The organism is Donghicola eburneus, from assembly GCF_900115865.1.
Classification (GTDB): domain Bacteria; phylum Pseudomonadota; class Alphaproteobacteria; order Rhodobacterales; family Rhodobacteraceae; genus Donghicola; species Donghicola eburneus.
The window spans coordinates 323,297-336,265 of sequence record NZ_FOXY01000002.1 but is presented as its reverse complement, the minus strand read 5'-3'; the positions used below and the strand labels follow the sequence as shown (position 1 = coordinate 336,265).

Below are 12,969 nucleotides of genomic sequence, written 5' to 3'. Positions count from 1 at the left end.
TCTGTAAAGATGCATAAAAACGGGAATTTCACGAAAATGTAATTCTCCGCTTGAGGCTCTTGGGCCCGCTACGGTTATCTCTGCCCCAAGGTCCCACCAAAGGGATCGCGAACTTTAATTTCAAAGGTGGAGGAGACCCATGAAATTTTTGGCAACCGCAGCGACCGCAGTCGCACTGACCGTGACCGGAGCCGCAGGCGCAATGGCTGCTTGTGATGATGGCGAAGTCGTCATCAAACTGAGCCACGTCACCAACACCGACAAGCACCCCAAGGGTCTGGCGGCTTCGCTTCTGCAGGAACGCGTGAACGAAGAGATGAACGGCAAGGCGTGCATGGAAGTGTACCCCAACTCGACCCTCTACAACGACGACCAGGTTCTGGAAGCGATGCTGCAGGGCGACGTCCAGATGGCTGCGCCTTCGCTGTCGAAGTTCGAGCAGTTCACCAAGCAGTTCCGCATCTTTGACCTGCCCTTCATGTTCAAAAACATGGCAGCCGTTGACGAGTTCCAGAACTCGGAAACCGGTCAGGCGATGAAAGAGTCGATGGTCCGCCGCGGCCTGCTGGGCCTGGGCTTCTGGCACAACGGTCTGAAGCAGATGTCGGCCAACAAGCCGCTGGAACTGCCCACCGATGCAGCTGGCCTGAAGTTCCGCGTTCAGCCGTCGGAAGTGATCAAGGCACAGATGGAAGCGATCGGCGTGTCGCCCCAGCCCATGGCCTTCTCCGAAGTGTATGGCGCGCTGCAAACCGGCGTTGTTGATGGTCAGGAAAACACCTGGTCGAACATCTACGGCCAGAAGTTCTTTGAAGTTCAGGACGGCGTGACCGAAACCAACCACGGTCTGCTGGACTACATGCTGGTGACCTCGGTTGATTTCTGGGACAGCCTGGATGACGACGTGCGCGAGCAGCTGTCGACCATTGTCGACGAAGTGACCTCGACCCGTAACGCAGCGATCGCAGAAGTTGACGCAGATGCGCGTCAGGCTGTTCTGGATGCTGGCGGTGTGATCCGTGAACTGAGCCCCGAAGCCCGTCAGGCTTGGGTCGACGCAATGCTGCCCGTTTGGGACCAGTTCCGTGAAGATGTTGGCCAAGAGAACATCGACGCGGCTCAGGCGATCAACGACAAGCACTAATCTTTCACGACTTGCGTGAATTTGCCCCGGCCTTCTTCATGGGGGCCGGGGTTCTCTTAACCTCTCACCTGTCCTCAGGAGCGTCCCATGTCCACCAAATACGAGCCGAAATCGGCGGTGGGGCGGTTCATCAACTCTCTAGAAGAAACGATTATCGCTATTCTTCTGGGCCTGATGACCCTCGTCACCTTTATCAACGTTGTGCTGCGTTATGGCTTTAACGACAGCCTTACTTGGGGCCTAGAGGCCACGACTTTCCTATTTGCCTGGCTGGTCCTGTTCGGCATCAGCTACTCGGTCAAAGTGACCGCCCACTTGGGTGTCGACGCGCTGACCAATCTGTTTTCCGCCAATGTGCGCCGTGTTCTGGCAATCATCGCCGCCGCAATCTGTGTCGGTTACGCGTTCCTGCTGACCAAGGGCGCTTGGGACTACTGGGCAAACTTTGCCAACCTTCCCCAGACCGACGGACGCTGGTTCCCCACTGGTTTCGAAGAGATGAAACGCACCTCTTACCGCGCGTGGTACGAAGTACTCGAGGTTCCGATGCCCGAATTCCTGCGCTGGATCGAGCCTCTGATGAACGAAGGCGAGACTTATGAAAAGCTGCCGCGCTTCATCCCCTACGCCATTCTGCCCATCGGCATGGCTCTGCTGCTGTTCCGCTTTATCGAAGCCTTCATCGCTGTGATGCGCGGTGACACCGACAGCCTGATCGTGAGCCACGAAGCCGAAGACGCCGTCGATGACGTGCGCCACATGAACTACGAGGAATAATTCGATGGAAGTCGCAATTCTCTTTGCCATGGTCGTTGGCCTGATGCTGATCGGTGTGCCGATCGCTGTCAGCCTTGGCTTCTCGTCCGTCCTGTTCCTTCTGGTCCTGTCGGAAACCTCGCTGTCGTCAATCGCGCAGAGCTTTTTCCAAGCGATGGCAGGTCACTACACCCTGCTGGCGATCCCGTTCTTCATCCTTGCGTCGTCGTTCATGTCGACTGGCGGTGTGGCGCGGCGGATCATCCGCTTCTCGATTGCGCTGGTCGGGCACTTCCCCGGCGGTCTGGCGATTGCAGGCGTTTTTGCATGTATGCTTTTCGCAGCGCTGTCCGGTTCGTCCCCTGCGACCGTTGTGGCGATTGGCTCCATCGTGATCGCAGGCATGCGTCAGGTCGGGTACACCAAAGACTTCGCCGCAGGCGTTATTGCCAACGCGGGTACTCTGGGCATCCTGATCCCGCCGTCCATCGTTATGGTTGTCTACGCTTCGGCGACTGACGTGTCCGTGGGCCGTATGTTCCTGGCTGGCGTCATCCCGGGTTTGCTTGCAGGCACCATGCTGATGACCACCATCTACATCATCGCCAAAGTGCGCAACTTGCCCAAAGGCGAGTGGAAGGGCTGGGGCGAAGCGATGGAAGCGGGCCGCGAAGCAGGCTGGGGTCTGTTCCTGATCGTCATCATCCTTGGCGGTATCTATGGCGGTATTTTCACCCCGACCGAAGCTGCTGCTGTCGCTGCTGTCTACTCTTTCCTGATCGCAACTTTTGTCTACCGCGATATGGGCCCGCTGGCCACGCCGGACGGAGAGCGTAACCTGTCCTTGATCGAAAAGCCCAAGGCTCTGGTCACCGCGTTCTTCCACAAGGACACCAAAGACACCCTGTTCGAAGCGGGCAAGCTGACCGTCACCCTGATGTTCATCATCGCCAACGCGCTGATCCTGAAGCACGTGCTGACCGACGAGCAGATCCCCCAGCAGATCGCTTCGGCAATGCTAGATGCAGGTTTCGGCCCCGTCATGTTCCTTGTGATCGTGAACATCATCCTGCTGATCGGTGGCCAGTTCATGGAACCCTCGGGTCTGTTGGTTATCGTCGCACCATTGGTTTTCCCCATCGCGATCGAACTGGGTATCGACCCGATCCATTTGGGCATCATCATGGTCGTGAACATGGAGATCGGCATGATCACCCCGCCAGTTGGTCTGAACCTCTTCGTGACCTCGGGTGTGGCGGGTATGCCGATGATGTCGGTCGTCCGCGCAGCGCTGCCCTTCTTGGCCGTCCTGTTCGTGTTCCTGATCATGGTCACCTACATCCCGTGGCTGTCGACCTACCTGCCGACGACCTTCATGGGTCCGGAAATCATAACCAAATAATAAAAATGGGCGCCGCTCCCGCGCCCTACCTCCCCTCAAACTTCAAAGGCGCCGCTCCTGCTGGAACGGCGCCTTTTCTTTGATGTCAGGATTTTGAGTATTTGTGCAAAGCAGAAAGAGAAAAGGGCTTTCTGCTTTGGTTAAATACTCACTGCGGTCAGGCCGCCACGAGCGCGTCGATGATGGCAGAGAAATCCGCTGCCTTCAGGCTTGCGCCCCCAACCAGTGCGCCGTCGACGTTCGAGGTTGCAAAGATTTCGGCGGCGTTCGCGGGCTTGACCGAGCCGCCGTAGAGCAGGCGGATGCCGTTGCCGATTTTCTCGCCGAAACGTTTGACCAGTTCGGCGCGGATGAAATCGTGGACTTCGGCGATTTGCTCGAGGGTGGGGGTCAAGCCGGTGCCGATGGCCCAGACAGGTTCGTAGGCGATAACGGTTGTGTCGGCGTTGGCCGTGTCAGGCAGGCTCTCGGCGATCTGGGTGCCGATGTGTTCGAGTGTTTTGCCGTCTTCGCGGGTGCTTAGGTGTTCGCCGCAGCAGACAACGGCGATCAGGCCAGCATTATAGGCCGCGGTGGCTTTGGCTGCAATCAGTTCAGAGGTTTCACCGTGGTCATCGCGGCGCTCGGAGTGGCCGATGATCACGTAGTTTGCACCTGCGTCCCGCAGCATTTCTGCCGAGATGTCGCCGGTGTGCGCGCCGGTGACGTTGGCGTGGCAGTCTTGGCCGCCAATTGCGACTGCACTGCCTGCGGCGGCTTCGCTGGCGCGGTCAATCAGGGTTGCTGGGGGGCAGATCAGGATGTCGACCGAGGCTTCGGGGTAGCCCTGAGTCAGTTCATTCAGTTCTGACAGGGCGTCCGCCGTGCCATTCATTTTCCAGTTACCCGCGGCGAGTTTTTGACGCATTTGATGCCCCCCAAAGTTGCTTTTGACGCACCTTTTACGAGAGGGGGGCAATGGTCAAGCGGGCAGGGTGCCTCAGTTGCCTTGTTCGGCCTTCAGCTCGTCCAGGTCCTTGAACTTGATGGATTCGCCGCAGCCGCAGGCGTCGACGACGTTCGGGTTCTTGAATTTGAAGCCCGATTCCAGAAGCGAGGTTTCATAGTCGATCTGGGTGCCGAACAGGAACATCTGAGCCATGGGCGCAATCATGACGCGTGCGCCGTCTTGTTCGACGACCTCGTCATTGGGGTCCACGGCATCGACATATTCCATGGTATATTCCATGCCTGCGCAGCCGCCTTTTTTGACGCCGATACGCAGGCCTTCGGACCCGTCACGCTCCATGAGCTTGCGGATTTGCACGGCAGCCGCCGAAGAGATTGAAACGGCCTGTTTGCCGGGAATGCTGAACATCTTGCTGTCCTTTCTACGCTGTCGCGCTGACAGGATTACATGAAGCCCAGTTCAAGCCGGGCTTCGTCGCTCATCATGTCCATGCCCCAGGGCGGGTCGAACACCATTTCGATGTCCACATCCTTGACGCCGGGGATGGGGCTGACCGCGTCCGCGATCCAGCCGGGCATTTCGCCAGCCACCGGGCAACCCGGCGCGGTCAGGGTCATCGTGATCCGAACCTCGTTCTCGGGCGAGATCAGGATAGTGTAGATCAGCCCCAGATCATAGATGTTCACCGGAATTTCCGGGTCAAAGACCGTGCGGCACGCCTCTACGACCGAGTCGTAAAGCTCGTGGTCGGTGGTCGAGGGCTTGATCAGAGGTGCCCCTTCGAGGTGTTCGTTTGCCTCAGTCATTGCTGGTCCTGTCCTATTTCCTGAGTGTTCATATAGGAAATGCTTGGGCGTAGGTCCAGAGGTCTAGGCCTCTGTGGCGCTGTCTGTCTTGCGGCGGCGCACGGGATTAGGGCGAACCTTCATCTCGATCGCATCAAAAAGTAGCCCTGCGATATCTTTGCCGCTGGCTTTCTCGATACCTTCGAAACCGGGCGAACTGTTCACCTCGAGCACTTTGGGGCCATCGGAGGATCGCAGCAGGTCAACGCCTGCAAGGCCAAGACCGAATGCACGCGTGGCGCGGATTGCGGTTTCGCGCTCTTCTTTGGTGATGCGCACCGCTTTGGCGCTGCCGCCGCGGTGCAAGTTGGAACGGAAGTCGCCATCCGCGCCTGTGCGTTTCATTGATGCCACGACTTTGCCGTCGATCACGAGGCAGCGGATATCTTCGCCAGCGGCCTCTTTCACAAACTGTTGTACGAGGAAGTTGGCCTTCAGGCCGCGGAAGGCGTCGATGACCGACTCTGCGGCTTTCTTGGTTTCCGCCAGAACGACGCCTTTGCCTTGGGTCGATTCGAGCAGTTTGACGATCAGGGGCGCGGCGCCGACCAGACCCATCAAGTTGCCCGTGTCCTTGGGCGAGCTGGCAAAGGCAGTGACCGGCATGCCGATCTTATGCTTGGCCATCAACTGGTGGGCATAAAGCTTGTCACGGCTGGCGGTGATCCCTTGGGAGCCGTTCACGCAGTAGGTGCCGATGGTTTCGAACTGCCGGGTGATCGCCGTGCCGTAGCTGGTGATTGATGCGCCGATACGCGGGATCACGGCGTCGTAACGGGGCAGGCGCTTGCCGTCATAGTGCACTTCGGGGGCGAGCGCATTGATCGCCATGTAGCAGCGGGCGGTGTCGATCACCTCGACCGAGTGGCCGCGAGATTCGCCCTCTTCGACCAAGCGGCGGGTAGAATAGTTGTCTTCGCGGCTTAGAACAGCGACGCGCAGAGCACGGCGGGGCGCGGCCTGCGCGATCTTGGTGCTGTGATAGACATCATAGCTGAGCTTGGGCTGGCAGAAGCGGTCGTTCGGGCTGACGGTCACGTGTTCGATCAGTGCCTGACGGCCTAGAAGCATCCGAGTGTTCATGGTGCGACGGTCGGTCAGCGTGAGTTCGATGGGCCAAGACTGGCCACCGATCGACAGGGCAGACTCGATCACATAACGCATCTCGGTCTCGCCGTTGGACGAGGTAACTTCGCGGCGGTCCACGATTTCGGCCGAGCATGGAATGATCAGATCTTCGCGCCCGGGGATCGGATGCACAGTGAAACGCACGCGCGGACGGGTTGCGCTGCCAAAGGATTCAATGTCAAAGGCATGCAAAGCGCTGGTTTTCGCCCCTGTATCCACTTTGGCGCGCATGGCGGGTAGCCCCAGATCAGGCAGACTGAGCCACTCCTCCCATCCGAGGGTCAAAGGCTCCGGTGCACCGGAAAGGGTGTCTGTCTGGTCAGTCATTTTGGCAAGGCTCCTGATACGCGAACCGTTAATGGGGTTTCAGCGCGTAATACTAATCGCGCGATAGAACGAGAGTGTGACCATGGCAACAGGTTTTGGCTTTGAACTCAAGGCGACAGACGGAAAAGCTCGCACAGGCGTGATTTCAACGCCGCGCGGGGACATCCGGACGCCGGCCTTCATGCCCGTGGGGACCGCTGCGACGGTCAAGGCGATGCTGCCCGAGAGCGTACGCGAAACCGGTGCCGACATTCTGCTGGGAAACACCTATCACCTGATGCTGCGCCCGACGGCTGAACGGATCGACCGCTTGGGCGGTTTGCACAAGTTCATGAATTGGGAGCGTCCGATTCTGACCGACTCGGGCGGGTTTCAGGTCATGTCGCTGGCGGGACTGCGGAAGCTAACGGAAAAGGGCGTGACCTTCAAAAGCCACGTGGACGGCTCCAAGCACGAGATCACGCCCGAGCGCAGCATGGAAATCCAACGGCTGCTGGGGTCTGACATTGTTATGTGTTTCGACGAGTGCACTCCGTTCCCTGCGACCGAAGAACAAGCGTTGGAGTCCATGCGCCTGTCCATGCGGTGGGCGCAGCGGTCGCGCGATGCGTTCGGGGATCGTCCGGGTCATGCATTGTTTGGCATCCAGCAGGGCAGTACCTTCCGCGATCAGCGCGAAGAAAGCGCCGAGGCGCTGCAGAAGATCGGCTTTGACGGCTACGCGGTCGGCGGTCTGGCTGTAGGCGAGGGGCAAGAAATGATGTTTGACGTGCTGGATTACGCACCCGACATGCTGCCCGTCGATAAACCGCGCTACCTGATGGGCGTGGGCAAGCCTGACGACATTGTTGGGGCTGTGAAGCGCGGCATCGACATGATGGACTGTGTTCTGCCGTCACGGTCGGGGCGGACGGGGCAGGTCTTTACCCGCCGCGGTGTGCTGAACATCAAAAACGCCCGCCATCAGGACGACCCGCGTCCGCTGGACGAAGACTGCACATGCCCTGCGTGCCGCAACTATAGCCGCGCCTACCTGCACCACACCTTCCGCGCCAAAGAGATCATCCAGTCCATGCTGCTGACTTGGCATAACCTGCACTACTATCAGGACCTGATGCAGGGGATGTGCGATGCGATTGCGGCGGGCACTTTTGCCGAGTGGGAGGCCGATTTCCACGCCAAACGGGCCGAAGGAGATATCGAGCCGTTGTGATGTGCGCGTCTGCACATTTGGTTTTCAGGGACGGGCACCGCAGGGGAACTTGCGGTGCCCGTTTGCGTTCTTAGCTGGAATGCCAAGGCCCACTTGCGGGTCAAGCTAAGGAGTTTTTTATGACCGACGCACTTTTCACACCGCTGACAGCAGGAAAAATCGAACTTGCGAACCGGGTTGTCATGGCCCCGCTCACCCGCAACCGTGCGGATGACGAGACGGGCGAAGTGAATGACCTTCATGTCGAGTATTATCGTCAGCGGGCCAGCGCAGGTCTCATCATCACCGAGGCGACCCAGATTTCCCCCGAAGGCAAAGGGTATATCCAGACCCCCGGCATCCACACGGACCAGCAGATTGCTGCGTGGAAGAAGGTGACTGATGCGGTGCATGCTGAGGGGGGCAAGATCGTTGTCCAACTGTGGCACGTTGGCCGGATTTCCCATACCTCGATCCAGCCTGCCGATCAGGCACCCGTTGCGCCGTCGGCGATCTCGGCGGGGGTGAAGACATTCACCAAGAACGGGTTCGAAGACACCTCTACCCCTCGTGCACTGGAGACTGACGAAATCCGCCGTGTGATCGAGGATTTCGCTCACGCCACCCGCTGCGCAAAGGCAGCAGGCTTTGACGGGGTCGAGGTGCACGGTGCAAACGGGTATCTGTTGGACCAGTTCCTGAAGGATGGCGCGAACCAGCGGGATGACCGCTATGGCGGCAGCGTCGAGAACCGCACCCGCCTGCTGTTCGAAGTGCTGGACGCCGTAATTGCCGAATGGGATGCGGGCCATGTGGGCCTTCGCCTGTCTCCCTTCTCGAACGCGAACGGCGTCAGCGACAGCGATCCTATGGCAACGTTCTCGCCAGTGTTCGAGCGTCTGAATGAGTACAAATTGTCCTATCTGCACGTGGTCGAAGGCCAGACCGGCGGCGAGCGTGACGGTCAGTTCGACGCGCTGCGGAGCCTCTTCAAAGGCACGTATATGGGGAACAACGGGTACGACTACGACCTAGCCGAGAAACGCCTGAGCGATGGTGTTGATCTGGTCGCCTTTGGCCGTCCGTTCATTGCGAACCCCGATTTGGTGGAACGCCTGCACCAAGGCGCCCCCTTGAATGAGGGCGATCAGGACACATTCTACGGCGGCGGCGAAAAGGGCTACACCGACTATCCCACGCTGACGGCAGCATAATTCGGCGCGCTTTGGCGTCGACGCAAATCGTGCTAAAATAAACTCAAGGTAGAACCCGCCAGATGGTGCGGGTTTTGCACTCTTCTGGGCAGGTGCCGCTGCTGTGGCTCTGCCTGCGCCTGCAAAGCGTAAGTGCCCCTTGCGGCCCGCTGCTGTCAGGGGCATTCTATGACAAACCGGTTGTAAAACGGGGCCAACGCCCCCAAATCAATTGCCGGAAACGTGGAGATGGCTAGAGCTGCTGCAGATGTGGGGCCGGGCTGTCTTGCCAAGAACAAGGATGCGTTATGCAAGAACCTCTCAATTCCTCTTACCCTGTCCTTCCGCTGCGCGATATCGTTGTGTTCCCACACATGATCGTGCCGCTGTTCGTCGGGCGTGAGAAATCAGTGCGCGCACTGGAAGAGGTCATGGCTGATGACAAGCAAATCCTGCTGTCCAGCCAGATCGACGCCAGCGTTGATGATCCCGATACGGACGGCATCTATCGCGTAGGTGTGCTGGCGAATGTCCTGCAGCTGCTGAAGCTGCCCGATGGCACTGTGAAAGTGCTGGTCGAGGGCGTCGCCCGCGTCAAAATCAAAGAATATTTGGACAACGAAGCGTTCTTCGAAGCCCGCGCTGAATACCTCGACGAGGAAATGGGCGACGAGGCGGCCGTGATCGCGCTGGAAAACTCTGTCGCGGACGAGTTTGAGCGCTATGCCAAGATCAAGAAGAATATCCCCGAAGAAGCTCTGTCCAACGTCGCGGAAACCGACGAACCGGGCAAGCTGGCAGACCTTGTTGCGGGTCACCTCGGGATCGAAGTGAACCAGAAGCAAGAATTGCTCGAGATGGTCGTCATCGCAGAGCGTCTTGAGCAAGTCTACGGCATGATGCAGGGCGAAATGTCCGTTCTGCAGGTCGAGAAGAAGATCAAGAGCCGCGTCAAAACCCAGATGGAGCGCACCCAGCGCGAGTACTATCTGAACGAGCAGATGAAGGCGATCCAGCGCGAGCTGGGGGATGGTGACGAGCAAAACGAGGTCGCCGAGCTAGAAGAAAAAGTCGCGAACACCAAGCTGTCGAAAGAGGCCAAGGAAAAGGCCGAAGCCGAGATCAAGAAGCTCAAGAACATGAGCCCGATGTCTGCCGAAGCGACCGTGGTTCGCAACTACCTAGACTGGATGCTCGCGATCCCGTGGGGCGTTCGTTCGCGCGTGAAAAAGGACTTGGGCCGCGCTCAGGAAATTCTGGATGCCGATCACCATGGTCTGGAAAAGGTCAAAGAGCGTATTGTTGAATACCTCGCTGTCCAAAGCCGTTCGAAGAAGCTGAAAGGCCCGATCATGTGCCTCGTCGGCCCTCCGGGCGTGGGTAAAACCTCGCTGGGTAAGTCGGTGGCCAAGGCAACTGGCCGTGAGTTTATCCGCATCTCGCTCGGCGGTGTGCGTGACGAATCCGAGATCCGCGGTCACCGTCGGACCTACATCGGCTCGATGCCCGGCAAGATCATTCAGGCGCTGAAAAAGGCGAAGACCACGAACCCGCTCATTCTGCTCGACGAGATCGACAAGATGGGGCAGGACTTCCGTGGCGACCCGGCGTCGGCGATGCTCGAAGTGCTGGATCCGGAACAGAACTCGACCTTTGTCGATCACTACCTTGAGGTCGAATATGACCTGAGCGACGTGATGTTCCTGACCACGTCGAACAGCTACAACATGCCTGGGCCTCTGTTGGACCGGATGGAGATCATTCCCCTGTCGGGCTACACCGAAGAGGAAAAGTCCGAGATCGCGCGCAAGCACCTGATCGACAAGCAGGTCAAATCGCATGGTCTGAAAAAGGGCGAGTTCGAAGTCACCGACGAAGCTCTGACTGACGTGATCCGCTACTACACTCGCGAAGCTGGTGTCCGTAATCTGGAGCGCGAGATGGCGAAACTAGCCCGCAAGGCTGTGACCCAGATCGTTCAGAAAAAGACGGACAAGGTCGTCGTGTCGCCGGATAATCTTGAGGAGTTCCTTGGGGTTCAGCGCCACCGCTACGGTCTGGCCGAGAAGGAAGACCAAGTCGGCGTTGTCACAGGCTTGGCCTACACATCGGTGGGCGGAGATCTGTTGCAGATCGAAGCACTGCGTCTGCCTGGTAAGGGCCGCATGAAGACCACGGGTAAGCTTGGCGATGTGATGAAGGAATCGATCGACGCGGCGTCCAGCTACGTGCGCTCGATCAGTCCTCAGATCGGGGTGAAGCCGCCAAAGTTCGACACATGGGATATCCACGTGCACGTGCCTGATGGCGCGACGCCCAAGGATGGTCCGTCGGCGGGCTTGGCAATGGTTACTGCCATTGTGTCGGTGCTGACCGGAATTCCGGTGCGTAAAGACATCGCAATGACTGGTGAGGTTACCCTTCGTGGCAACGCCACCGCTATTGGCGGACTGAAAGAGAAGCTGCTTGCGGCGCTGCGCGGCGGGATCAAGACGGTCTTCATTCCCGAAGAGAACGTCAAAGATCTGGCTGACATTCCTGACAACGTGAAAGAGGGGCTGGAACTGATCCCCGTCAACCACGTGTCTCAGGTTCTGGAAAAGGCGCTGCTGCGTCAGCCCGAAGCTGTCGAATGGGACGAAGCTGCCGAAGAGGCTGCAGCGGCCAAACGTCAGCAAGAGCAAGCCGCAGCAAGCCCGATTGCGCACTAAATCGCCAGCTTGCATCACAAATCGAAGCGCGCCCCTCGGGCGCGCTTTTCTTTTGCTGTGAAGCTGTTAACCCTTAAGAACCTAAGTTGTTAAAAGGTTTTTGTTTCATGGATAATTCCCAAACCTCCGCGGAAGATATTGATATGACTGTTGTCTCGACCAATGAACCGACCGATGCGCTCCCTCAGATGAAGAAGAAAGAGCTCATCGAAGCGGTCGCCGCCAAAGTTGACCTAAAGAAGCCCGACGTGAAGGCCGCTGTTGAAGCCGCGCTCGAAGTCTTGGGCGAAGCGCTGACCAACGGTCAGAGCGTGAACGTTCCTCCGTTGGGTAAACTGATGATCAAGAACAGCAAGTCCGGCGCGAACGCGACCGTGGTTAACCTGCGTCTGCGTCAGTCCAAAGGTCAGGACAAGAAACCGCTTGCAGAGGGTGGCGAAGACAGCTAATTCCACGCCCCAACGGGTGATTAGCTCAGTGGTAGAGCGCTTCGTTCACATCGAAGATGTCAGGAGTTCAAATCTCTTATCACCCACCAGAATTCCCGGGCGCTCCCTGTATAGGGCGCGCCCTTTCTGTTTGACGGAGCGGCCCGATGCACCTGCCAGAGCTCTACATCCTGCGCCACGGCGAGACTGTCGCAAATGCCGAAGGACGAATGCAGGGCGGGTTCGATTCACCCCTCACTGCCAAGGGAGAAGCGCAGGCCCATGCAATGGCGCAGCGGCTTGCCGACCAGGGCCTTGCGAAGGGTGCATTTGACGTTATCAGCAGTCCGCAGGGCAGGGCGATGCGAACAGCAGAGCCGATAGCGCGACTGATGGGGTGTGATGTGCAAACCGACACACGGATCGCTGAAATCGGGATGGGGCAATGGGCTGGCTTGCTGCTCTCTGACATTGTCGAGCGTTGGCCGGCGCAATACGAAAACGAATCCGTGCTGGAGTTTTACCGCCGTGTTCCAGAAGGCGAGAGCTTCGACAGCCTTTGGGCGCGCACTGGTGCCTTCTTGTCAGATCTGACGCGACCTGCCGTGGTCGTCACACACGGGTTCACATCGCGGTTTTTGCGCGCGCAGGTGATGGGGTGGGGCATGGATCGGCTGGGCGAAGTGCCTGATGGCCAAGGCGTTATCTTTGCCTTTCGGGGCGGTCAGCAAACTATTCTCAAATAGATGAACTTTTTTCAAAAACGGCTCTTGCCTTCCCCAAACCGTGGCAGTAAACACCGCGCTACCGGGTGATTAGCTCAGTTGGTAGAGCGCTTCGTTTACACCGAAGATGTCGGGAGTTCGAGTCTCTCATCACCCACCATTCCCTCCG

Annotated in this window: 12 protein-coding genes and 2 tRNA genes; 10 read left to right on the top strand and 4 right to left on the bottom strand. The window is 58.4% G+C overall.

Annotated elements, in window-relative coordinates; translation table 11 throughout:
* The first annotated feature begins 139 nt into the window (after positions 1 to 139).
* From BM225_RS04260 to BM225_RS04250, 3 genes are all read left to right on the top strand, one after another.
* Positions 140 to 1,144, top strand: coding sequence for a DctP family TRAP transporter solute-binding subunit (locus BM225_RS04260; protein ID WP_072707126.1), 1,005 nt, complete (start codon positions 140 to 142; stop codon positions 1,142 to 1,144).
* Between the two features lie 87 nt (positions 1,145 to 1,231).
* Positions 1,232 to 1,921 carry a TRAP transporter small permease gene (locus tag BM225_RS04255; RefSeq protein ID WP_072707125.1) on the top strand — a complete coding sequence of 230 codons (690 nt, stop codon included), beginning with the start codon at positions 1,232 to 1,234 and terminating at the stop codon, positions 1,919 to 1,921.
* 4 nt (positions 1,922 to 1,925) lie between these two features.
* Positions 1,926 to 3,302 carry a TRAP transporter large permease gene (locus BM225_RS04250; protein ID WP_072707124.1) on the top strand — a complete coding sequence of 459 codons (1,377 nt, stop codon included), beginning with the start codon at positions 1,926 to 1,928 and terminating at the stop codon, positions 3,300 to 3,302.
* Positions 3,303 to 3,459: 157 nt separating this feature from the next.
* Here the strand turns inward: BM225_RS04250 and tpiA are convergent, their stop codons facing one another.
* From tpiA to rimK, 4 genes are all read right to left on the bottom strand, one after another.
* The gene (gene tpiA, locus BM225_RS04245; RefSeq protein ID WP_072707123.1) at positions 3,460 to 4,209 is read right to left on the bottom strand and encodes a triose-phosphate isomerase; all 750 of its coding nucleotides are present in this window, start codon (positions 4,207 to 4,209) and stop codon (positions 3,460 to 3,462) included.
* A gap of 72 nt (positions 4,210 to 4,281) precedes the next feature.
* Positions 4,282 to 4,659, bottom strand: a complete 378-nt coding sequence (locus tag BM225_RS04240) for a HesB/IscA family protein (protein WP_072707122.1) — start codon at positions 4,657 to 4,659, stop codon at positions 4,282 to 4,284.
* Between the two features lie 35 nt (positions 4,660 to 4,694).
* Positions 4,695 to 5,057: an SUF system Fe-S cluster assembly protein gene (locus BM225_RS04235; RefSeq protein WP_072707121.1), complete on the bottom strand. Its 363-nt coding sequence runs from the start codon at positions 5,055 to 5,057 to the stop codon at positions 4,695 to 4,697.
* Between the two features lie 63 nt (positions 5,058 to 5,120).
* Complete coding sequence (gene rimK / locus BM225_RS04230) at positions 5,121 to 6,551, bottom strand: 30S ribosomal protein S6--L-glutamate ligase (protein ID WP_072707120.1); 1,431 nt, start codon at positions 6,549 to 6,551, stop codon at positions 5,121 to 5,123.
* 82 nt (positions 6,552 to 6,633) lie between these two features.
* On the opposite strand from rimK, the gene tgt reads away from it, so the two are divergent.
* The 7 genes from tgt (at position 6,634) to BM225_RS04195 (ending at position 12,960) form a co-directional block, all read left to right on the top strand.
* Positions 6,634 to 7,764 carry a tRNA guanosine(34) transglycosylase Tgt gene (gene tgt / locus BM225_RS04225; RefSeq protein ID WP_072707119.1) on the top strand — a complete coding sequence of 377 codons (1,131 nt, stop codon included), beginning with the start codon at positions 6,634 to 6,636 and terminating at the stop codon, positions 7,762 to 7,764.
* A 119-nt stretch (positions 7,765 to 7,883) separates the two neighbouring features.
* Complete coding sequence (locus BM225_RS04220; protein ID WP_072707118.1) at positions 7,884 to 8,957, top strand: alkene reductase; 1,074 nt, start codon at positions 7,884 to 7,886, stop codon at positions 8,955 to 8,957.
* Positions 8,958 to 9,244: 287 nt separating this feature from the next.
* Positions 9,245 to 11,647 (top strand): endopeptidase La, encoded by a 2,403-nt coding sequence (gene lon / locus BM225_RS04215; RefSeq protein ID WP_072707117.1) that lies wholly within the window; start codon positions 9,245 to 9,247, stop codon positions 11,645 to 11,647.
* A 143-nt stretch (positions 11,648 to 11,790) separates the two neighbouring features.
* The gene (locus BM225_RS04210; RefSeq protein WP_072707276.1) at positions 11,791 to 12,096 is read left to right on the top strand and encodes an HU family DNA-binding protein; all 306 of its coding nucleotides are present in this window, start codon (positions 11,791 to 11,793) and stop codon (positions 12,094 to 12,096) included.
* Positions 12,097 to 12,110: 14 nt separating this feature from the next.
* Positions 12,111 to 12,185: transfer RNA gene (locus BM225_RS04205), tRNA-Val, on the top strand.
* A gap of 57 nt (positions 12,186 to 12,242) precedes the next feature.
* Positions 12,243 to 12,821 carry a histidine phosphatase family protein gene (locus BM225_RS04200; RefSeq protein WP_072707116.1) on the top strand — a complete coding sequence of 193 codons (579 nt, stop codon included), beginning with the start codon at positions 12,243 to 12,245 and terminating at the stop codon, positions 12,819 to 12,821.
* Positions 12,822 to 12,884: 63 nt separating this feature from the next.
* Positions 12,885 to 12,960 (top strand) — tRNA-Val (locus tag BM225_RS04195).
* The last annotated feature ends 9 nt before the right edge of the window (positions 12,961 to 12,969 follow it).